Annotated in this window: 24 protein-coding genes; 17 read left to right on the forward strand and 7 right to left on the reverse strand. The window is 64.0% G+C overall.

The features are described from left to right. The 9 genes from ACOGXC_RS04495 (at position 1) to ACOGXC_RS04535 (ending at position 8053) form a co-directional block, all read left to right on the forward strand. On the forward strand, positions 1 to 1107 hold the full coding sequence (locus ACOGXC_RS04495) for an LLM class flavin-dependent oxidoreductase (protein ID WP_419919512.1): 1107 nt from the start codon (positions 1 to 3) through the stop codon (positions 1105 to 1107). Next, positions 1104 to 1493: a nuclear transport factor 2 family protein gene (locus tag ACOGXC_RS04500; RefSeq protein WP_419919513.1), complete on the forward strand. Its 390-nt coding sequence runs from the start codon at positions 1104 to 1106 to the stop codon at positions 1491 to 1493. Before ACOGXC_RS04495 ends, ACOGXC_RS04500 begins: the two co-directional genes overlap by 4 nt. 52 nt (positions 1494 to 1545) lie before the next feature. After that, complete coding sequence (locus tag ACOGXC_RS04505; protein WP_419919514.1) at positions 1546 to 1800, forward strand: type II toxin-antitoxin system Phd/YefM family antitoxin; 255 nt, start codon at positions 1546 to 1548, stop codon at positions 1798 to 1800. 51 nt (positions 1801 to 1851) lie between these two features. Further along, positions 1852 to 2265: a type II toxin-antitoxin system VapC family toxin gene (locus ACOGXC_RS04510; protein ID WP_419919515.1), complete on the forward strand. Its 414-nt coding sequence runs from the start codon at positions 1852 to 1854 to the stop codon at positions 2263 to 2265. A 69-nt stretch (positions 2266 to 2334) separates the two neighbouring features. Then, positions 2335 to 3885 carry an FAD-dependent oxidoreductase gene (locus ACOGXC_RS04515; RefSeq protein WP_419919516.1) on the forward strand — a complete coding sequence of 517 codons (1551 nt, stop codon included), beginning with the start codon at positions 2335 to 2337 and terminating at the stop codon, positions 3883 to 3885. A gap of 59 nt (positions 3886 to 3944) precedes the next feature. Beyond that, a complete protein-coding gene (locus tag ACOGXC_RS04520) occupies positions 3945 to 5039 on the forward strand; it encodes a cation diffusion facilitator family transporter (RefSeq protein WP_419919517.1) in 1095 nt (364 codons plus the stop codon). Continuing rightward, positions 5036 to 6676, forward strand: coding sequence for a class I adenylate-forming enzyme family protein (locus ACOGXC_RS04525; RefSeq protein ID WP_419919518.1), 1641 nt, complete (start codon positions 5036 to 5038; stop codon positions 6674 to 6676). Before ACOGXC_RS04520 ends, ACOGXC_RS04525 begins: the two co-directional genes overlap by 4 nt. A 271-nt stretch (positions 6677 to 6947) precedes the next feature. Then, a complete protein-coding gene (locus tag ACOGXC_RS04530; RefSeq protein WP_419919519.1) occupies positions 6948 to 7322 on the forward strand; it encodes a hypothetical protein in 375 nt (124 codons plus the stop codon). After that, positions 7322 to 8053 carry an ABC transporter ATP-binding protein gene (locus tag ACOGXC_RS04535; protein ID WP_419919520.1) on the forward strand — a complete coding sequence of 244 codons (732 nt, stop codon included), beginning with the start codon at positions 7322 to 7324 and terminating at the stop codon, positions 8051 to 8053. Before ACOGXC_RS04530 ends, ACOGXC_RS04535 begins: the two co-directional genes overlap by 1 nt. Before the next feature lie 224 nt (positions 8054 to 8277). Here ACOGXC_RS04535 and ACOGXC_RS04540 read toward each other — a convergent pair whose 3' ends face one another. Then, entirely contained in the window at positions 8278 to 8694 is a 417-nt protein-coding gene (locus tag ACOGXC_RS04540; RefSeq protein ID WP_419919521.1) for a hypothetical protein, read from the reverse strand. Between ACOGXC_RS04540 and ACOGXC_RS04545 the strand changes: the two genes are divergently transcribed. Beyond that, positions 8695 to 10116, forward strand: coding sequence for a hypothetical protein (locus ACOGXC_RS04545; RefSeq protein ID WP_419919522.1), 1422 nt, complete (start codon positions 8695 to 8697; stop codon positions 10114 to 10116). It abuts the gene before it with no gap. On the opposite strand, the gene ACOGXC_RS04550 is transcribed toward ACOGXC_RS04545, so the two are convergent. Beyond that, positions 10100 to 10435, reverse strand: a complete 336-nt coding sequence (locus ACOGXC_RS04550; RefSeq protein WP_419919523.1) for a nucleotidyltransferase family protein — start codon at positions 10433 to 10435, stop codon at positions 10100 to 10102. The genes ACOGXC_RS04545 and ACOGXC_RS04550 overlap by 17 nt on opposite strands. Before the next feature lie 94 nt (positions 10436 to 10529). Between ACOGXC_RS04550 and ACOGXC_RS04555 the strand changes: the two genes are divergently transcribed. The 3 genes from ACOGXC_RS04555 (at position 10530) to ACOGXC_RS04565 (ending at position 13153) form a co-directional block, all read left to right on the forward strand. Then, positions 10530 to 12251: an AMP-binding protein gene (locus tag ACOGXC_RS04555; RefSeq protein WP_419919524.1), complete on the forward strand. Its 1722-nt coding sequence runs from the start codon at positions 10530 to 10532 to the stop codon at positions 12249 to 12251. A 108-nt stretch (positions 12252 to 12359) separates the two neighbouring features. Beyond that, a complete protein-coding gene (locus ACOGXC_RS04560; RefSeq protein ID WP_419919525.1) occupies positions 12360 to 12776 on the forward strand; it encodes a nucleotidyltransferase substrate binding protein in 417 nt (138 codons plus the stop codon). Continuing rightward, a complete protein-coding gene (locus ACOGXC_RS04565) occupies positions 12767 to 13153 on the forward strand; it encodes a nucleotidyltransferase family protein (protein WP_419919526.1) in 387 nt (128 codons plus the stop codon). The genes ACOGXC_RS04560 and ACOGXC_RS04565 overlap by 10 nt, the downstream gene beginning before the upstream one ends. Before the next feature lie 8 nt (positions 13154 to 13161). Here the strand turns inward: ACOGXC_RS04565 and ACOGXC_RS04570 are convergent, their stop codons facing one another. After that, positions 13162 to 14385, reverse strand: coding sequence for a cytochrome P450 (locus ACOGXC_RS04570; RefSeq protein WP_419919527.1), 1224 nt, complete (start codon positions 14383 to 14385; stop codon positions 13162 to 13164). Between the two features lie 51 nt (positions 14386 to 14436). On the opposite strand from ACOGXC_RS04570, the gene ACOGXC_RS04575 reads away from it, so the two are divergent. The 4 genes from ACOGXC_RS04575 (at position 14437) to ACOGXC_RS04590 (ending at position 17257) form a co-directional block, all read left to right on the forward strand. Next, complete coding sequence (locus tag ACOGXC_RS04575) at positions 14437 to 15309, forward strand: CoA transferase subunit A (RefSeq protein WP_419919528.1); 873 nt, start codon at positions 14437 to 14439, stop codon at positions 15307 to 15309. A gap of 61 nt (positions 15310 to 15370) precedes the next feature. Beyond that, positions 15371 to 16168, forward strand: coding sequence for a CoA-transferase subunit beta (locus ACOGXC_RS04580; protein ID WP_419919529.1), 798 nt, complete (start codon positions 15371 to 15373; stop codon positions 16166 to 16168). A gap of 95 nt (positions 16169 to 16263) precedes the next feature. Beyond that, positions 16264 to 17022 carry an SDR family NAD(P)-dependent oxidoreductase gene (locus tag ACOGXC_RS04585; protein ID WP_419919530.1) on the forward strand — a complete coding sequence of 253 codons (759 nt, stop codon included), beginning with the start codon at positions 16264 to 16266 and terminating at the stop codon, positions 17020 to 17022. Between the two features lie 10 nt (positions 17023 to 17032). Then, positions 17033 to 17257 carry a type II toxin-antitoxin system Phd/YefM family antitoxin gene (locus ACOGXC_RS04590; RefSeq protein ID WP_419919531.1) on the forward strand — a complete coding sequence of 75 codons (225 nt, stop codon included), beginning with the start codon at positions 17033 to 17035 and terminating at the stop codon, positions 17255 to 17257. 60 nt (positions 17258 to 17317) lie between these two features. Here ACOGXC_RS04590 and ACOGXC_RS04595 read toward each other — a convergent pair whose 3' ends face one another. The 4 genes from ACOGXC_RS04595 to ACOGXC_RS04610 are packed head-to-tail and all read right to left on the reverse strand — an operon-like array spanning position 17318 to position 21065. After that, complete coding sequence (locus tag ACOGXC_RS04595; protein WP_419919532.1) at positions 17318 to 18088, reverse strand: SDR family NAD(P)-dependent oxidoreductase; 771 nt, start codon at positions 18086 to 18088, stop codon at positions 17318 to 17320. 50 nt (positions 18089 to 18138) lie between these two features. Next, positions 18139 to 19473 carry a cytochrome P450 gene (locus ACOGXC_RS04600; RefSeq protein WP_419919533.1) on the reverse strand — a complete coding sequence of 445 codons (1335 nt, stop codon included), beginning with the start codon at positions 19471 to 19473 and terminating at the stop codon, positions 18139 to 18141. Positions 19474 to 19477: 4 nt separating this feature from the next. After that, entirely contained in the window at positions 19478 to 20638 is a 1161-nt protein-coding gene (locus ACOGXC_RS04605; protein WP_419919534.1) for a thiolase family protein, read from the reverse strand. Between the two features lie 34 nt (positions 20639 to 20672). Then, positions 20673 to 21065, reverse strand: a complete 393-nt coding sequence (locus ACOGXC_RS04610) for a Zn-ribbon domain-containing OB-fold protein (protein ID WP_419920014.1) — start codon at positions 21063 to 21065, stop codon at positions 20673 to 20675. Between the last annotated feature and the right edge of the window lies 1 nt (position 21066).

A 21066-nucleotide genomic window follows, 5' to 3' on the forward strand; every position in this document is an offset into this window, starting at 1 on the left:
ATGAAAGATCTGGAGATCGGGGTACCGGGGCAGATCATGCCCCCGGCCGAACGGGCGGTGGATCTGGCCCGGCGAGCCGAGTCCGAAGGCTTCGATGCTCTGTGGTGGCCCTGCCACCTCATGGGCTGGCACCCCGACTCGATTTGGACCCCGGACATGAGCCCGCTGGCCGCGACCCAACCCAGCTCCCATGTTTACTTCGACCCGCTGCTGATGATGGGCGCGGTGGGTTCGCAGACCGAAACCATCAAGGTGGGCGCGGTGGTCACCGACCTGATCCGCCGCCACCCGGCCATGGTGGCCAACATGGCCCTAACGCTCGACCACCTGACGAAGGGGCGGGCCATCCTGGGCCTCGGGTCGGGCGAGATGATGAACGTCACCCCCTACGGCATGAGCTTCGATCGCCCGGTGGGCCGGTTGGAGGAGGGCATCGAGATCATCCGGGCGTTGTGGGCAGCCGATGGCCCCATCGATTACGAGGGGAGGTTCCACCGGCTGAGGGGGGCGGTGCTGGGCCTGTCCCCCTACGGACCCGCTCCCCCGCCGATCTGGACTGCGGCCCACGGTCCCCGGATGCTGCGAATCACCGGGCGGCTGGCCGACGGCTGGTTGCCCACCAAGCTGGCTCCCGAGGTCTACGCCGAATCCCTGGCCACCATCCGGCAGGCATCGGTGGCCGCTGGGCGGAGCGCCGACACCGTCACCCCCGGACTTTTGGCCTACGTGCTGGCTGCTCCCGACGAGACCACCCTGCGGCGAATGCAGGAGGCTCCGCTGCTGCGGGCCATCATGGTGATGCTGCCCCCGCAGATCTTCCGCGAGTTGGGGGTGGAGCCGCCCGAGGGGTTCCACGAGCTGATCCCCGCTTCGGTACCCCGGGACCGGGCCGAGGCCATCATTGCCGGTATCCCCCCCAAGGTGGTGGACTACTACTGCTTCTGCGGCACTCCCGAGCAGATCGCCGAGGAGGTCCGCACCTACTACAAGGCCGGGTTGCGCCATCTGATCATGTGGAACGTGACTGCTTTCGGAGATCCCGAACTGGCGGGCTGGTCATTCAGGGCCATGCGCGAGGTCAAGGACATCCTGAAGGGCGACGCATGAGCCCAGAGCCGCGATCCGGGAGCCCCCTGGATGTTGTCGAGGACTATTTCAGAGCCCTCAACACCGAGGACTGGGATCTGATGGCAACGGTGCTGGCCACCGATGTGGAGTTGGTGCCGGTGGGGTCGCGAGCCCGCACCGGTTCCGGCCAGGCCATCGCCTTCTTCCAGAAGGTGTTCCAGCGGTTTCCGACCCACGACGACAACCCGACCCGGTTCCTGGATGCCGACAACACCGTGGTGGTGGAGATCGCCTTCACCGGTGCCACCCCCGACGGCCTCGAGGTGGCTTTCGACGCGGTGGATGTCTTCGATGTTGAGCACGGCCGCATCCGCCGCCTCTCCCAGTGGTTCGACACAGCGGCCCTCAGCGCCATGCTCCCGTAGGCCAGTTCGGCGCGAGATGGTGGTTGGTAGCACCTCGTGCTACGGTTAGGTTGTGAGCGATCAGATCAGCCAGCGACAACTGCGCAACGAAAGTGGGCGAATCATGCGGGCCCTGATCGAGGGCGAGAAGTTCGTGATCACCCGCAACGGCGAACCAATCGGCGAGTTGACCCCACTCCGCCGTCACCGCTTCGTACGAACCGAGGCGGCCATCGAACTCTTCCGAGCCGCGGCACCTGTTGAGTACGAGCGGCTCCGTAACGACCTCGACAGGCTTGCCGACCAGACCATGGCCCCCCGTGCCTAGCCCCTATTTGGCTGCTCACCCTGAGTGACAGCCCAGAAGACCGTCGCCTCCGTGCCTAGCCCCAATCGACCCGAACGGGGCCTGCTTGACACTTCGGTCATCATCGATCTTGAGCACCTGACGGTGGACTCGCTCCCGCTCCAACTCGCCATCAGCACTGTTACCCTCGCGGAACTCGCCGCAGGACCGCACGCCACCGATTGCCCCGATGAACGCAGTCGACGCCAGGACCGCCTCCAACGGACCGAGGCTGCCTTTGACCCACTCCCCTTCGGAGCAAACACCGCTCGTGCCTACGGTAGGGTCTTCGCTGCTGTCAGCACTGCTGGCCGCAAACCCCGCGGAGCGCGGGCGGTGGATCTCCTGGTAGCGGCCACCGCCCTAGCCGAAAATCTCCCCCTCTATACACGCAACCCCGACGACTTCCACGCCCTGGACACTCTCATAGAGGTTGTCGCGGTATGACCTCTTGGCGATCGCTGGCTCTCCAGCTCCCTGCTGGGGAGGCACGCCGGCAGGTGAGCATTTAGAGCGATGATCGTTGTGGGGTCGGGGGTGGCGGGCCTCACGGCTGCGGTGGCTGCTGCTGCGGGCGGGGCCCGAGTTACGCTGGTGGAGCGGGCCCCGGTGCTGGGGGGCACCACTGCCCTGTCGGGCGGGCTGGCGTGGATGCCGGCCAATCGGTGGATGGCTGCCGAGGGGGTGGATGACTCCCCCGCCGAGGCCCGGCGGTATCTCCGAGCCCTGCGGCTGGGGGATGTGGACGATGATCTGCTGGATCATTTCGTAGCTCGGGCCGCGCTGGTGGCCGATTGGGTGGAGTCGGCCACCGGGGTGCGTTGGCAAACCGTCCCCTACCCCGACTACCACCCCGAACTTCCCGGGGCCCAGCACGGGCACCGCCCCGTGGAACCCCAACCTCGAGAAGTCCCGCCCGGGTTGGATCGTCGCATCCGCACCGCCCCCAACGTGGTTGCCCCCGTAACCTACCGGGAGTTGGCCACCGGAACCTTCGACCGGGCCGAGGTGGCCGAGAGGGCTCGCCGGGGGGTAATCACCATGGGCCGATCCCTGATCGCCTCCCTGGTGGAGGCGGCCGAGGCCGCTGGGGTGGTTATACGCACCGGGGTGGGGGTGGACGGATTGGTAGGTTCCGAAAAAGCAGTCACCGGGGTGCGAATGGGTGGTGAGGTGCTGGCGGGGCCGGTCATCTTGGCCTCCGGCGGGTTCGAGCGGAATCCGGCGCTGGTTCAAACGTTCCTGCGGGGGCCGATGACCGGGCCCGTGGGCGCTCCCGGGTTGGACGGCACCGCTTTGCGATTGGCGCTTGGTGCCGGGGCCGAGTTGGGCAACATGGCCGAAGCGTGGTGGTGCCCAGCCATGACCGTGTCCACCGAGACCATCGACAATCAGCCGTTCCACCGGCTGGTGCTCACCGAACGAGCCCGGCCCCGATCGCTGATGGTGGACTCCCGGGGGCGGCGATTCACCAACGAGGCCCGCAACTACAACGATGTGGGCCGGGCCATGCATGCCTTCGACCCCACCGGCTTCCAGTATCCGGCGGCCACCGCCTGGCTGGTATTCGACTCCGGTTACCGCCACCGCTACCACCTCGGCCCGCTGCGCCGCAGCGACCCCGATCCCCAGTGGCTACTCCGGGCCGGCACCCTGGTTGAGCTGGCCGATGTCATCGGCGTCAGCCCCACTGAGCTCGCCGCGTCGGTGGCCCGATTCAACCAGTGGGCCGAATCCGGCGAAGACCCCGACTTCGGCCGGGGCCGGTCGATCTACGACCGTTTCGTGGGCGACCCCACCGCCGTCCATCCCACATTGGGGCCGGTAAGCGAACCGCCGTTCTACGCCGTTCGCATTCACCCCGGCTGCCTGGGCACCAAGGGTGGCCCTCGCACCGACATGCATGGCCGGGTCCGCCATCAAAGCGGCGACCTCATCAAGGGCCTCTACGCCGTGGGCAACGCCGCCGCCAGCCCCCTGGGCGCGGCCTACCCCGGCGCCGGCGGCACCATCGGACCCATTCTCGTCGCCGCCCACTCCGCCGGCTTGTCAGCCGCCGCCGGCTAGCGGGTCGGGCAACCGGTCGGCAGTTCCCCAACAATCGGCGAGTGCTGTAAAATGGCATAGTGGAAAAGTCCGATTGTGGTGCTCACAACGACGATCATGGCCCCGGGCACGACCATCACCATCGTCACGACCTCAGGGAGGCCAGCCGCCGCAGCCTGATCCTGGCTTTGACCTTGACCACCACCTTCATGGTGATCGAGGTGATCGGCGGTATTGCTTCGGGCAGCTTGGCGCTAATCGCCGATGCCGGCCACATGCTCACCGACAGCGCAGCCATCGGTCTGGCGCTGTTCGCCATGTGGGCCGCCGATCGCCCGCCCTCCACTCACCGGACTTTCGGACTGCACCGGACAGAGATTCTGGCCGCGCTGATCAACGTGCTGTCCCTGTGGGTGATTGTGGCCTGGATCTTCTGGGAGGCCTTCCATCGAATTGGGGAAGAAGCCCATATCAAGGGTGGACTCATGCTCATCGTCGGTGTTGCCGGTCTGCTGATCAATGTCCTGGTGGCCTACATCCTCCACCGGCAGTCCAAACACAGCCTGAACGTGGGGGGTGCCCTCCAGCATGTAATGGCTGATCTGATGGGTTCGGTGGCTGTGGTGGTGTCCGGGGTGTTCGTGCTCAGCTTGAGCTGGCACATTGTCGATCCGATTCTCAGCATGGTTATCGGGTTGCTGATTCTCATGAGTTCCTGGAATCTGATGACCGAGGTGTTCCATGTGCTGATTGATGGAACCCCCAAACAAGTGGATGTTCCCAGGCTTTGCGCCGAGATAGAAGATGTTGAGGGCGTTATCTTCGTTCATGATGTTCATGTTCGTACCATTACATCCGGCTACCTAACGCTGACCGCCCATGTTCTGGCTGACCCGGATTATGAGGGTGGAATCGACTTCCAGTTGCGGCTTATCCGTCAGATCGTTGGTAGGTATGGAATCACGCACTCCACTGTGCAACTTGAACATTCCGTTCAGAGCTGCGACCGTGAGAATCATCATGTCGCCTTTTTGATGGCCAATGACAAGGCAACTCGCAAGAAGTTCAGTCTCATCCGGTTTTTCTCTTCCTTGACCGGTACTCTTCGGCGGTTGGCGAGCTTCACCCGGTCGGATGACATGAAACCGCTCGGGTACGCGAAGCTACGGGGATGAGAACTTGGATCGACGTCACCACGTTCGGGGACCTGCCCGTGCGGGCCGCCTCGTTCTACGGGGGTGGGGATGCGGTGGTTTTCCCCGACAGCCGCCACAGTTTCGAGTCGCTCGAGGAAGCGGCCCGCCGGTCGGCCCGGTCGCTGCTCGGGCTGGGGGTCGGCCCGCAGGACAAGGTGGGTATCCTCATGCCCAACTGCATGGACTTCGTGGAGGTCATGTTCGGGGCCGCGCTGATCGGGGCCATTCCCGTTCCCATCAATGCCCGGTTCAAGGGTCGGGAGCTGGCCTACGTCACCGAGAACGCCGACCTGAAGGTGTTGGTAACCAGCGACATCATCGACCAGCACACCGACTACGTGACCATCCTCCACGACTGCCTCCCCGGTTTGGCCGAAGCCCCCGACCCCACCGGCCTCAGCCTCGACGTTGCCCCCGAACTCCAGGCGGTGGTGTTGCTGGGCAGCATCTCCCCCGCCGGCATGGTGGACCGGGCTGGATTCGAGGCCCTCGCAGATGGAGCCACCGAGGACGAGGTGGAGCTGCTCCGCTCCCGGGTGGCCGTTGGGGACACCGCCCTGATGATCTACACCTCGGGCACCACCGCCGAGCCCAAGGGCTGTCCCCTGAGCCACGAGGCTCTGGTGCGCACCGCGGTCACCGCTTGCCGGACCCGGTTCGAGCTCACCGCCGCCGACGTGTTCTGGGATCCGCTTCCCCTGTTCCACATGAGCTCGATCCTGCCGCTCATCGGCTGCCTGGATGCGGGATCCTCCTATGTAACCCTCACCCACTTCGACCCGGCCACCGCCATCGCCCAGATGCGCGAGGAGAGGGCCACGGTGTGCTTCTCCACCTTCCCGCCGGTTACCCAGGCCATGATCAACCATCCCGACTGGGATGCCGGCGAGTTCCAGCACATCCGGCTGATGAACAACGTGGCCCCTCCCGATGCCCTGCGGGCCATACACGCCCTGCTGCCCTGGGTCCGCCACATCAACGCCTACGGGCTCACCGAGTGCGGCGGGGTGGTGGCCTTCTCCGGTCCCGATGATCCACCGGAGACGTGGGCGGTGTCATCGGGCCGCCCGTTCAGGGGCATCCAGATAAAGATCAAGGATCTCGAGACCAGCCGGACGCTGACCGAGCCCCACCAGCCGGGCCAGATCTGGGTTCGGGGTTACAACCTGTTCGAGGGCTACTACAAGGATCCCGCCAAGGATGCCGAGTGCTTCGACGAGGAGGGCTGGTTCTTCACCGGCGACATCGGTTCGCTGGATGCCGAGGGGCGCATCAGCTACCTGGGCCGCACCAAGGACATGCTCAAGGTGGGCGGCGAGAACGTGGCCGCGGTGGAGATCGAGAGCTACCTCCAGACCCACCCCGCAGTGGCCATCGCCCAGGTGGTGGCCCTACCCGACGAGAAGTACCAGGAGGTGCCGGCCGCTTTCTGCGAGCTGAAGCCCGGCACCGAGGCCAGCGAGGAAGAGTTGATCGAGTTCTGCCGGGGCGAGATCGCCGGCTTCAAGATTCCCCGCCATGTTCGCCTTGTCGCCCCCGACGAATGGCCCATGTCGGCCACCAAGATCCAAAAGTTCCGCCTCGCCGACAAGCTCCGGGCCGAACTAGGTCTTTGATTACCCGGTAGAACCCGCCGGCGGCCTAGCCACTGTCGTCTGGGATCGCGGCCACGCGAGCTGCGTGGTTCCCCGGCAGGCGGTCTCTCCATACATGTTAAATTCAGTGGTGTCAATACTCTGTGCAAAATTATCCCTGTCAAAAAGTGACATAAAATATGTCACTTTTTGACACGATATTTGGTTGACATTCCCTGATTACGAGCGTAGGGTCATCCTTGATCTGAGTTTCACCTGAAGCTCAACATAACAACCATGGAGGTTTAGCATAATGAAAGCACTGGCAAACATGCTGCTGGCTCTGCTTGTCGCTGTGGTGATTCCCATCGCATCGGAGACCGCGGTCAGCGCTGTAAGGAGCTACCAGGGAGACGACTACTCCTATGATTACTACAACCGCACCTACATGATGACTTGTGATATGGAAAGCGACAAGACGAAAGTCAAGTCGAAGTCCGATAACAATGAGTCGGGTGACGGTGACGATGCTGCTAAGGACATTGATGGTAACAATGGAATCTGTGCCAGCAAGAACATGGGCTATACAATAGTACGCCATCGAACCTGCGAATATCGCGCTTGGTGGCGCGACCAGTGTGACAACTGGCAAGCAACACATTCTTCGGGAGGCGGGGGAGGTTGGTAATGTCTCGAAGTGTCATGGACACGGAACAGACTTTGTCACCTCACCGGGAAGACTGCTCACAGAATATCACAGGTGACCTCGCTATATCTTGTGCTGATGTAAGCCTGGCATTTGGTGAGCAACATGTGCTGGATGGTCTTTGCTGGGAGGTCACTAAAGGTAGCCGGGTGGCGGTTATGGGTCCGAGTGGGTCGGGAAAAACCAGCTTGTTACATATTTTGGCTGGGATTATTATTCCCTATAGCGGGCGGGTAAGCATTGCTGGTTTAGATCTTCAAAGAGCACGGACAAAGGCTCGAGCAGTATTACGACAGCGCAAGGTTTCGATGGTTTTCCAGTTCGGTGAACTCCTACCGGAGTTGAGAGTCGGAGAAAACGTTGCGCTTCCATTGCTGCTTCGTGGCGATAAACCCTCGGTCGATCTCGTAAATGGTGTGCTTGAAGCTGTCGGCTTCGACAATCCAAAGGCCTGGCCAGCGCAGCTTTCGGGAGGAGAGACCCAGAGAGTAGCAATCGCCCGCGCTCTGGTCACTCAACCTGAAGTGATTCTGTGCGATGAGCCGACCGGTTCGCTCGACAAGGAGAGTTCTAAATTAGTGGTATCGGTGCTGCGTGGAGCAGCCTCTGATTCCGGAGCTACTTTAGTAGTCTGTACCCATGACCAGTCGGTTGCCGATCAGATGGGCGAAGTTTATGACTTAACCCAAGGTCGGCTGGCACACCGCCAGTAGTGATCAGTTCAATCGCTCTGGCTACCAGTTGGGGAGGGGGCTGGGTAAACCGCCTCAAGAGCCTCTTACTCGCAGTGGCGACGGCTGTGGTTACCATGGTTGCCCTGGCTGGAGTCAGCGCCGGCTTCCTCGCCGAAAGGGTGGATGATCGGGCAGGTCGACGGTCATTTGAGCCAGCAGTAGAAGGCCAACCGGCTGCCTTCAGCTTTGGTGCCAATTACGATTCAGTGAAGGGGGAACCCCTTGATGTCTATTACTGGCGTATTGAAAGCCCTGGTGCGGTTATTCCCGGTGTACCAACGACCGCGCAAGTTGGAGATTGGTTGGTCAGCCCCGAACTCGAGCGCCGGATACGAACTGAGCCTGTGCTGGCAGGCCGCTTCGGCGACAACCCCGCAACAATAGCGAAGGCCGGCATTGGTGCCGCTGACGAACTGCTTGCATACCGAATTGTTGGTCCCGATGTCGCCCTTGGAGAACGACTCTCGGCCGTACATTCCAATGAATGGATCGGGCTCAACTCTGCGGTCAGCGGCCCGACCGTAGCCCTCGCTACCTTCGGTTTGATCCTTGTCATCGGTGTCGGTTTTTTGCGCGCGGCTATGGGGCCGGTTTCTGTGGGGCTGGAGCGTCGGCTTCAAGTGCTGCATATCCTCGGGGCCCCTCGACTCACCCTGGCCCGGCTATCGGTGCTCAGCACCGTGGTGGTCGCGTTGCCGGCGGCAGCCATTGCCGCCGCCGTTTGGTACTGGGTCGCGCCGAAGCTCACAACCGTCCCGCTGGTGGGCGAGCGGGTATTCGCAGGCGATCTTGCCGTTCCCCTATGGGTTGTTGCCCTCACAGCCGTTGTTGTGACCGCCCTGGCCGGATTGCTCGGTCTTCGCCACCTCGCCAGCAGGGTGGGATCGCGCCCGACATCTCGAATCCCGCACTCCCCCGCCCTGTGGCGAGCCCTGCCGCTGGTCGGCTCCATCGGCCTTATCGGTTATTCCATCACAGAGTCGGGGGAAGCGGCGATACGCTTGTTGCTCACCGGCCTTTTGGCGGCATCTCTGAGCGTCACCTTCGCCCTGCCCGTGATCATCAACCACCTCGGAGCGGCTATAGCCAATGGAGCCTCCCCGCTGGCCACCCTTGTGGGTCGTCGGTTGAGTTGGAACTCGGCAAACTCGGCCCGTTCGCTCATGGCTTTGGCGGGTGTAGCAGTTCTCATCCCGGTTGCCGCCTCGTATATCGCCGTGGCTCGGCAAGGCGACGACGAACCTCCCGAAGCGACGGTCGCGGCCATTCGGGTGAACGGCTACCTGGATGAATCCGAGCTGCAACAACTTGAAACCGAAGCCGGTGGTGACTTCGTGGACCTTTACGTAACCCCACCCATCGGCAACGCCGTCCCAACACAAACCTGGGTTGGCGACTGCACCAGTCTTGGCCGGTACGTGAAACTCGAAAGATGTGGGCCGGATGGGATCACCGTTGCCCCCGAAGCCGCCGGTGCCTTCGCCCGGCATGGTTCAGGTGACACTACGCCACCACCCGCAGCGAGGCCCGAAGCCCGCCTCTTCATCACCCCCAACGAGCTGGAGGCGGAACGGATCATAAGAAAGTTCGTGGTGAACAGTGCCCGTCCCGGCCTGTCGGTGCGAAGCCTGGCCGACGACGTGCAAAAGGAGGACAGGGCGGTTCCCTGGATCATCGCCGGTTTCCAGATCGCCGGTGTTGGTGCGTTTGTTGCCTTGCTGCTGTCGGTTGCCACCAACGCCTCGCAATCGGCCCGAACCCGCTTGCGCCTGATCGCCCTCGGAGCCAGGCTCGCAACCATCCGCCGCCTGGCCGCCGCCGAGTCGTTCGCCGTGGTATCAATAGTCGGTCTCGGCGGCACCGCCGTGGGCACCATAGGGGCTGTTGCCTACGCCCTGGTTGACGGCTCGGTCTCCCCCAACTACGCCCCCTCGATTGTCATCGCCACCGCAACCATTGCCGCGGCCGCCCTAGCCGCCCTCGCCGCCGCCACCCATATAACCGCATCCAGCGCTCGCCGAGCCCTCAACAACCCCGACTGACCATCATTGAATTGCGGTCGTACCAGGTGACGCCTTCCTGGCGGATGTGTTCTTTCAAAGAATCATTTTGAATTGATTTGTACAGCACGAGATCGACCGACTGAGCCATGGGCAGCGCCTCCAAAGCGGCGGCGAGATGAGCCTGATCGGTAAATGTCAAACAGTCGCCGAACAAAGCAATATCCACATCGGACGACACTGTATTGCTTCCGGTCGCTCTGGATCCGAACAGCACTGCTTTTTCCACCCTGTCATTGGCAGCAATCACTGAGATGATTGCCTCGCGATGCCGTTCCTTCAACTCGTGCGGGTTGCTCATGTTTGCCTTTCTGCCGGCTTCTGGGCCTTCCAAGCAACTGCCTGGCCCTTTCAGTGTACGTTCATTCTTTCAGTGTACGTTCATTATTGAGCGGGTGGCCCGATGTGGTATCCAGCAGGGCATGGGCAAGTTGGACGAAACCATCGGGGCGTGGATCCGTCGCAAGGCGGAGCAGAACGCCGACCGGCTGGCGTTGACCGTGGAGGGGCGGCACAAATCCTACGCGAGGGTGCACACCGATTCCGACCGGCTGGCGGCCGGGCTGGCCTCGCTGGGGCTGGCCCCCGGTGATCGCTCCTGCTTGATGATGCAGAACTCGCTGGAGTGCATCGACACCTGGTTCGCCATGACCAAGGCTGGCGTGGTGGAGGTGCCGATCAACCAGGCCTACCGGGGTCACCTGCTGGAGTACCTGGTCGGCCAGTCGCGCTCGCGGGCCGTGGTGTGCGATGCCGAGTACCTGGACCGCATAGCCGAAGCCGCCCGGAGCCTGCCCAACCTGGAACACGTGGTGATCAACCGGGCTGAGGGTGCGCAGGATACCGGCTCCCCGGAGTTTCCCGGTCACCGGACTGGGGGTGCGCAGGATACCGGCTCCCCCGAGTTTCCCAGGCACGGGGCTGGGGGTGCGCAGGATACCGGCACCCCCGATTTTCCCGATCACGTCACGGTTCACGATCTGGCCGACCTCTACCGGGATGCCCCGCCACCCGAACCCGACATCGACTACCGGGACACCGCGGTGATCCTCTACACCTCGGGTACCACCGGCCCCTCCAAGGGGGTGATGCTGAGTCACGAGGCCAACCTGAACCTGTCCCGCCACACCGTGGATCTGGTGGGTTACCACGCCGACGATGTGCTCTACACCGCCTTCCCGCTGTTCCACATCAACGCCAAGTACACCAGCGTGATGTGCGCCATGGAGGCCGATGCCCGGCTCATCATGGATCGGCGGTTCTCGGCCAGCCGGTTCTGGGATCGCTGCCGGGTCGAGGGCATCACCGCCTTCAACTACCAGGGTGGGCTTTTGATGATGTTGTGGAAGCAGCCCGAGCGGCCCGACGATGTCGACAACCCGGTGCGCAACGGCTTCGGTGCTCCCTGCCCGGTGGACATATGGGAGCGGTTCGAGGAGCGCTTCGGGGTGCACCTGACCGAGGTGTACGGCATGACCGAGGCGGCCATCGCCACCGAGAACCGCCGGGGGGTGCGCAGGATCGGTACCGCCGGGCGGGAATCGGCCCTTTACCACGTGGCGGTGGTGGACTCCGAGGACCGCCCGGTGCCGGCCGGAACCGCGGGCGAGATCGTGGTGCGGCCCAAGAAGCCCCACATAATGTTCGACCGCTATTTCGACATGGCCGATGCCACCCTGGAGGCGTTCCGCAACCTGTGGTTCCACACCGGCGACCGGGGCCGCCTCGATGCCGACGGCTACCTGACGTTCATCGATCGCATGAAGGACTGCGTGCGCCGCCGGGGCGAGAACATCTCCTCCTACGAGGTGGAGGCGGTGATCAACACCTGCGAGGCCGTGCTGGAGTCGGCGGTCATCGGCGTGCCCTCCGAGTTGGGGGAGGAGGAGGTCATGGCCGTGGTGGTGCTTAAGGCCGATCACGAGTTGACGGAAACGGCACTGCTCGACTTCTGCGTGCCCCGCATGGCCCATTTCGCCGTTCCCCGCTTCGTGCGCTGGGTGGATGAACTGCCCAAGACCCCCTCCGAGCGGGTCCAGAAGTTCAAACTGCGCGAGCAGGGCATCACCCCCAACACCTGGGACCGCGACCAAGCGGGCTACATCGTCCCTCGATGAATTTCAGCGGAGCAAAGACCGGCTACTTGGCAACCTGTATCATTGCGGCGTAAGCATCGGGCCACTGATCTCGATGAGTCTTGATAAGTACAGCACAAAAGGGCTTCATTGATCGATTACGGGAAACTTGAACAGTCCCTGCAACGCCTTGAGGAGCAGCACGCCAACCATCTGCGCGGCAATCCAGCGCTCTCCGGCTTGGACCGCGAGGGAATCGCAGAGTCCGTCATCCAGCGATTCGAAACCTGCTATGACTGCCTATGGAAGGTTTTGAAGCGTCACCTTATCGAGAATCTGGGTGTCGCTGACCCGCCCAACAGCCCTAAACCGGTGTTCCGAATCGCGCATGAAAGCCTGCGGTTCTCGACACCTCTGGAGCAGTGGCTGCGTTATGCCGATGCCCGGACCGATACATCGCACGACTACGACGGTGAGAAGGCCAAGGCATGCCTGGAACTCGTGCCCAACTTCATCAATGACACCATTGACCTCTACGAGACCATGAGCGGCAGGACATGGCGATGAATGCCTCTATTGAATCTAAGTCAATTGATTCTAAGTTCGGGCAAGGCGACACCACTCCCATCGATCTCACGCCCCGACAGCGCGAAACCGTGGAGACATTGCTCGCCAGGCATCTCCCCAACACCGAGGTCTGGGTTTATGGCTCCCGGGCCAAGTTGACCTCCCGCCCTCAATCCGACCTGGACATGGTGGTGTTTGCCACGTCAGCACAGCAGCGGGCCGTGTCCGATCTCCGGGAGGCGTTCGAGGAAAGCAATCTCCCCTTTCGGGTAGATCTGTTCGTTTGGGATCAAGTGCCGGACTCGTTTCGCGATCAGATCGAGGCCGACCACGTTGCATTGATCGAGCGTTGCATTGATCGAACGAAAGGCCCGTAACCACCGCCTTAGCCAGTGGCGAAGTCCGGGTTGGGGGTGAAGGTTAGCGGGAGCGAGGTTAGGCCCCGGGTGTAGACACCGGTTTCGACCTGCTCGTAACCGTCGGCGTAGGCGATGTCGTCCATGGCATCCAGCAGAGCGTCCATCGCCACCGTCAGCTCGGCCCGGGCCAGCATGGATCCCACGCAGAAATGGCGGCCCAGCGCGAACGCGGTGTGGTTGGCCGCCGCGGTGAACGCCTTGTCGAACTCCAGGTCGGAGCGGTGGATGTCGAACCGGTCGGGTGCGGCGAACACGGCGGGATCCCGGTTGGCCGACCCCAGCAGCAGCTCCAGGGTGTGGCCCGCCTCCACCGTGCCCCCGGAGAACTCCACGTCCTCCTCGGTGTGGCGCATTATCATCTGCACCGGCCCGGTGTAGCGCAGCGTCTCGGCGAAGGCCCGGCCGATGAGCCGGCGGTCGGCCCGCACCTCGGCCATCTGCTCGGGGTTGTCCAGCAGGTTCCGCATGGTGAGCGTGATGGCCTTCTCCGTGGTCTCCCCACCGGCGGTCAGCAAAAGGCTACAGAACCCCCGGATGTCGTCGTCGCTCATCTGCACACCGTCGAACTCCTTGGTCACCATGGCGGTGAGCAGATCATCGCCGGGGTTGGCCCGCCGCTCGGCGATCTTGGGCATCAGGTACTCCCCCATCTCCTTTCGGGCGGCCATACCCCGCCGGTTCTTCTCCTCGTCACCGGTGATGTTGGACACGAAATCCATGATCATCGTGTACCACTGGTAGAACTGGGGAACATCGGCCATGGGTAAATCGAGAAGCTGCACGATCACCCCGATCGGGTAGTTGGTGCTGAACCGGCGGCACAGGTCCACCTCACCGTCAGCAACGAACTCGGCAATCTGGCTGCGGGCCGCCTTGGTGATGGCCGGCACGATGCTCCGCTCCAGGTAGCTGCCCCGAAAGATCGGGTTGACGATGCCCCGGTAGGAGGAATGCTCCTTGCCCTCCATCTGGAGGATGGTGCGGCCGTGAACGGGCTCGGTCTGCCACTCGTAGTTGCGGCTCGACACCCTGGGATTGCGGAAAGCTCCCGCTACATCCTCATAGCGGCTGATCACGTAGGCCTGGGTGCCCTCGTGCCACATCACGGGGTACTCGTTGCGGAGCACCTCGTAGTACGGATAGGGGTTGGCATCGTATTGGGGGGACAAGATGTCGGGGGCGGTGGTCATGGGTCGTATAGTACGGCCATTGATGCGCCAAGATTCCATGAGAGCAACCAGATGAGCAAGATAACCCCACTGGAGCAGGCCGCGGCGTCGATCCCCGACGGGGCCACGGTGGCCATCGGCGGGTTGTCGATGAACAGCGCCCCCATGGCCCTGGTGCGTGAGCTGGTGCGCCAGCAGAAGAAAGATTTGACCCTGGTGGCCATCGTGGCCGGGATGGCGGTGGACTGGCTGGTGGCCGGGGGTTGCGTGCGCCGGGTGATCTCCGGGCTGGTCAGCTTCGAAGGCTTGGGCCTGGCCCCCAGCTTCAGGGCCGCGGTGCAGTCGGGGCGGGTGGACATCGAGGAGTACAGCGAGCACTTGCTGATCTGCCGGCTCCAGGCCCAGAGCTACAACCTGCCGTTCATGCCCACCAGGGCCGGTTTGGGCACCGATGTGCTCGGGCTGCACGCCGAGTCGGGCACGGTGCGCGAGGAGAAGGACGGTCCCACCGGCGAGCGCTACGTGGCCTGCGCCCGGCTGCCCATCGATGTGGCCCTGGTCCACGCCCATGAGGCCGATGACCGGGGCAACACCCGGGTGAACCCCAAGCTGGTGTGGATGGACAGCGAGATCGTGAACGCGGCGGCTCGAACCGTGGCCTCGGTGGAGCGAGTGGTGGACACCACCGCGTTCACCGCGGCCCCGGAGCGCACCACCTATCCCCGGTTCATGATCGACACCGTGACGGTTGCCACCAGCGGGGCTTATCCCTGCTCGTGCTTTCCCGAGTACTCCCATGATTCCGGGTTCTTCGCCGATTACTCCCGGGCGGCTCGCGATCCTGAGGAGTTCCTCGGGTTCTTCCGCCGGCGGGTGGTGGACCCCCCGAGCTGGGAGGATTTCCTGGCCGTCAACAACGTTCGGGTTGAGGGGGCTTCTGCATGAGCGCTCCGGTTTTGCGGCCTGGTATCCAATTACCGGACTTGAGGGTTGAGGGGGCTTCTGCATGAGTACTCCGGTTCCCGGTTACGACTGCACGGTTGATGAGTTGATGGTTGTGGCCTTCTCCCGGGCTATGAGCAACGACACCCGAGCGTTCAACGGCGCGGTGTCGTTCATCCCGGTGTGCGGCTACCTGCTGGCCCGGCGCACCCATGCCCCCGAGCTGGTGTGGGGGGCCAGCTCCATCGCCATCGATGCCGACCCCGGCGAGATCGGCGACTCCACCCTGTCGGACTCGCTGTGGGGCGGGGCCGCCATGTTGAGCAACTCCCCTTTCGACTTCTGGGCCTACGCCCAGGGTGCCCGCTACAACACGTTCGCCTTCCGGGGGGCTCAGATGGATGCCTACGGCAACGTGAACAACACGGTGATCGGTGCCTACGACGCCCCCAAGGTTCGCCTGCCCGGCGGCGGCGGCATGGCCGACCTAGGGGCCATGATCCCCCGCATCTACCTGTGGTCGTCCACTCACGATCCCCGCACCTTCACCGAGCACCTCGACTTCCGCTCCGGCATCGGCTGGGGCGATGGTGGCGATCACCGCGAGCGCTTGGGCCTGCCCGGGGGGCCGAAGCTGTGCATCACCAACCTGTGCGTGTTCGACTTCGAGCCGGTGAGCAAGCGGATGCGTCTGGCTTCGCTGCACCCGGGGGTGGCACCGGAGCAGGTTCAGCAGGCCACCGGCTTCGAGGTGGTGATGCCCGGCGGCGACATCCCGGTCACCCCCCAACCCACCGCTGAGGAGCTGCACATCCTGCGCACCGAGGTGGATCCCACCGGAGCCCGCCTCCGGGAGTTCTAGGCCGGGTTTCCGGGAGACAAGCAGATGAGCGACTCGTTCCGGCTGGACGGCGTGAGCGCTTTGTTTGTCTGTGTTCGGAGGAGGTGAAGCAGCAGATGAGCGACTCGTTCCGGCTGGACGGCGTGGGCGCGGTGGTTACCGGGGCTACCGGCGATATTGGTGGGGCCATTGCCACCGCTCTGGCCGATCAGGGGGCCCGGGTGGGTGTGATAGCCCGGCGGTTGGATCGCCTGGAGGTGCTGGCCGCCGAGCTTCGAGCCCTCGGTGCCGAAGTGGCCGTTGCCGGATGCGACGTGACCGATCCCGAAGCGGTGGCTGCCGCTGCCGACCGGATCAGTGCCGAAATCGGTCCGGTTGGTGTTGTGGTAAACAACGCCGGTGGGGCCCGGTTCACCGCCCCGGCCATCGACATTGCCGAGCCGGGCTGGTCGAAGACGGTGGCTTTGAACCTGACCGCCCCGTTTCTGGTGTCCCAGGCATTCGGACGGTCGATGATCCAGCGGCAAGCGGGCAGCATAGTCAACGTCGGCTCGCTGTCGGGTTTGCGTCACCTGCCGGGTATGGCCGCCTACTCCGCGGCCAAAGCCGGGTTGTTCCAGCAAACCAGGGCTCTGGCCCGGGAGTGGGCCCCCCACGGGGTGCGGGTCAACGCCGTGGCCCCCGGTTTCATCGACACCAGTGGCTGGGACAGCTACGACAAGGAGGAGGTGGTGGCCGAGGCCGGCATCGGCATACCCCTGGGACGTTGGGCCACCCCGCAGGAGGTGGCTCTGCCCGTGGCTTTTCTGGCTTCCGGTGCCGCTTCCTACATCACCGGCGCAATCCTCACCATCGACGGCGGCATGCTGGCCTGATATTAGGGAAATGTCCACAGTGCTTCCTTTCTCTGAGTTACAAGCCCATCTTTCGGAGATGGCCGATCGCGTTGAGCAACAACGCGACAGGATCCTTGTCACCCGCAACAGCCACCCATCGTTCGTGCTGATCAATTACGACGACCTGGAAACTCTGGAAGAAACCCTCGAAATCATGAGCGATCCTGATCTGATGGCCTCCATATGTAAACGGTGCTGCTCATACACCGAGTAGCTCACCGACGAAGTGTGTACCGACCCGGTTGAGGCTTCTACTGAACTAGAGTAGGTATGGTCAGCGGGTTGCGAGCCTTAGGCCGGCGTCCAGGCGTACTACCTCGCCGTTGAGGAAGGTGTTTTCCATGAAGTGGGCTACCAGCGCGCCCACATCGGCGGGGGTGCCCAGGCGGTGGGGGAAAATGTTGCCGGCCACCAGCTCGGTGATGAAGTCCCCGTCGAGGTTGGCCAGCATGGGGGTATCCATGGTGCCCGGAGCGATGGTCATCACCCGGATTCCCCAGGGGGCCAGGTCGCGGGCCAGCGGCAGCGTGAGCCCGATCACCCCCGCCTTTGACGATCCGTAGGCCGATTGCCCCACCTGGCCCTCGTAGCCGGCAATCGACGCAATGTTGATTATCAAACCCCGCTCACCCTCGGCGTTGGGCTGGTTGGCCGACATGGCGGAGGCCGCGTGGCGGATCACGTCGAAAAGGCCGATCAGGTTCACCTCGATGTGGCGGCGGAAGTGCTCAAGCGGCTTGGGTACGCCGTCGCGGCCCACCACCCTCTGGCCCGAGCTGATACCCGCGCAGCTCACCAGCACATCCATCCGCCCGTGAACATCGCGGGCCTCGACCACCGCTTTTTCCACCCCGCCGGGATCGGTCACATCCACCGGCACGAACGCCACGGCATCGCCCACCTGCGCCGCCGTTTCTGCGCCTTTCGATGCCGGCAGATCCAGGATCACCGCCCTGGCTCCCCTACCCACCAGGGTTCGCACCACGCCGGCTCCCAAACCCGAGGCTCCGCCGGTGACCACCGCCACCGAGTCATGCACCTCCATTGCTGTTACCTCCTCATAAATCTTGTGGGGTCACAAGTGTTAAGATCCGGTCACCGCAGGCTCACCGGCAAGTGCTCGAGGCCCCGGCTCAGCATGGTGGGTACCCACACCTCGGGTTCCGGCCCCAGCTCCAGGTTGGGCAGGCGGCGGACCAGGGCCTCCAGGGCAATGGTTCCCTCCAGGCGGGCCACCGATGCTCCCAGGCAGAAGTGCAGGCCGAAGCCGAAGCCGATGTGGTTGTTGGGGTCGCGATTTATGTCGAACCGGTCGGGCTCATCGAAGACCTCGGGATCCCGGTTGGCGGCATGCTGCACCAGGTAGACCATGTCTCCCGCCGGCAGGGTTTTGCCCCCCATCTCAACCTCGCCGGCCAGGGTGCGAACCTCCATCTTGGACGGTCCGTCGAAGCGCAGGATCTCCTCCACGGCCGGTTTGATCAGGTCGGGGTCGGCCCGCAGCAACCGGAGCTGGTCGGGGTGGTTGAGCAGCACCCGCATCCCGTTGCCGATCAGGTTGGTGGTGGTCTCGTGGCCGCCGAACAGGAACAGCACGCAGTTGGCCACGATTTCGGGGTCTTCCAGGCTGTCGTCGCCCTCGGAGGCCTCCACCAGGTTGGAGATGATGTTGCCGGCCGGGTGCCGGCGGTAATGATCCACCAGTTCTCCCAGGTAGGCGGCCAGCTCGATGAGCCCCTGCTGGGCCCGGGCCCGGCGGTCCCCCACGCCCCGTGCCCCGAAAACCAGGATCATCACATCGTCGGACCAGTCCTTGAAACGGTCCCGGTCGCCGGCGGGCACCCCCATCATCTCGGCGATGACCACCGCGGGAATGGGATAGGCGAAATCCTCGATCAGATCGAAGCGCTCCCGGCCCGACAGGTCGTCGATCAACCCGTTCACCACCCCGGTGATCCGCTCCCGCCAGGCCTCCACCGCCCGGGGGGTGAACGCCCGGCTCACCAACCGGCGCAGGCGGGTGTGGTCGGGGGGATCCCTGAACACCAGCCAGTCCATCAAGATGTCGTAGGTGGGCCGGCGCTGGACCTTTTGTTCATCGGTCAGCCGGTCATAGGCCGGACCTATGCGCTCGGAGGAGAACCGGGGATCCCGCAGGGCGTCGAGCACATCGTGGTAGCGATGGATGAACCACGCCCGGTACTGCTCGTTCCAATGCACGGGGTCGTGGATTCTCAGGGCGGAGAAGTAGGGGTGGGGATCGGCGATCCGCTCCGGGGATAAAACCTCGTCGTCGATCCCGGTGTGCGGGTCGATCCCGGTGGTTGGGTCGATCCCGGTGGTTGGGTCGATCCCGGTGGTTGGGTCGATTCCGGTGGTTGGGTCGATCCCGGTGTGCGGGTCGATTCCGGTGGGCGGCTGGTTGGTCATCGTGTCATCCCCCGGCCCCCACCCGTTCGAGGACCGTTACCACGCAGGCGTTGCCGTCGATGCCCGCGGTGCCCCCTCCCATCGTCTCCACCGCCCCCAGGCGGGCCCCGGGCACCTGACGCTCTCCCGCCATCCCCCGCAACTGCCAGACGATCTCGGCGATCTGGGCCAAACCGGTGGCCCCCAGCGGGTGACCTCGTGACAGCAACCCTCCCGACGGGTTGACCGGCTGGGGTCCCCCCTGCCCGGTGTGCCCCGACTCCACCAGCCTGCCCCCGCCGCCCAGCTCGCACAGCCCCAGCGCTTCGGTGGTGATGATCTCGCCAATGGTGAAGGCATCGTGCACTTCGAACACGTCGATGTCGTCGGCCCCCAACCCTGCGGCTTCGTAGGCTCGGGCCGCGGTCTCGGCCACGATGTCCCAGCCCCATACCTTGCCGGCGGTGTGGTCCCACAGCCGTCCCGAGCGTAGCTCGCTGGAGCGGATGGCCGTTTCCTGGTTGGGGTCCCGGGATCCCCCCAACGGTCCGATGATCGCGGCGGCGGCGGCATCGGCAATCGAGCAGCACTGGAACAGGGTGATGGGGTCGGCCACCGTGCGGCTGCCCAGAACCTGCTCGACGGTGACGGTCTTGCGGTGCTGGGCTCGGGGGTTGTCCACCGCGTGGCGACGGTTCTTCACCGCCACCAGGGCCATCTGCTCAGGGGTTACCCCGAACTCGTGCTGGTACCGGGTGGCTGACATGCCGTAGATGCTGGGCATGGCAAAACCCTGGGCCCCGTCGGGATCGGAGGCGATGGGGTTGATGGCACCATCGAAGTGGGCGGTCATGGTCTCGATGCCGAAGGCCAATACCCGCTCGAACCGGCCTGTCTCCACCGCCATGCGAGCCTCGTGGAATGCCGATGTGCCGCTGGCGCAGGCGTTCTCGATGGTGATGACCGGCACTTCGGCAATACCGATCTGCTGGAGGCAGCGGGTAACCGTACCCGGGTCACCGAACACCGTGCCGGCAAACACCGCGTCGATGTCGGGGGCGCTCAACCCGGCATCATCCAGCGCCTCCACCGTGGCCTGCCACGCCAGGCGGGGACCACCCACGGAGGTCTGCTTCCCGAAGGCCGAGGTCCCCACCCCCCAGATTGCTGTGGTTGTTGCGGTCATGGTTTGAATTCCTGTACGGCTGTGGTTGTTGCGGTCATGGTTTAAATTCCCGCACGACCGGGTCGCCGTGCTCGTTCCATCCCGACAGCGTTACCCGGCTGCCGGGCACCAGTGATGTGTCGGGACCGTTCACATGGGCGAGGATGCGAGGGCCGCTGTCCATGTCCACGTAGGCCAGGGTGAACGGCGGGGTGCGGCCCGGCACCGGTATCCGCAGAACCGTCGAGCTGAACACCGTACCCCCGGGGCCGAAGGCGGCCGGTTCCATGGAATCGTGACCGCAAACCGGGCATCGGGGCGGAGCCGTGACCATCGGATAGCGGCAATTCCCGCACCGGCTCCCACGCAGCAGGATGAGGCCGTCGCGAACAACCAGCTCGGGGCGAGGGTCAACATCGGCCCGCTGGGGTGGTGTGGTTAGCAGCATG

Origin of the sequence: Candidatus Poriferisocius sp., from assembly GCF_965202595.1 — a bacterium.
Classification (GTDB): Bacteria; Actinomycetota; Acidimicrobiia; order Acidimicrobiales; family Bin134; genus Poriferisocius.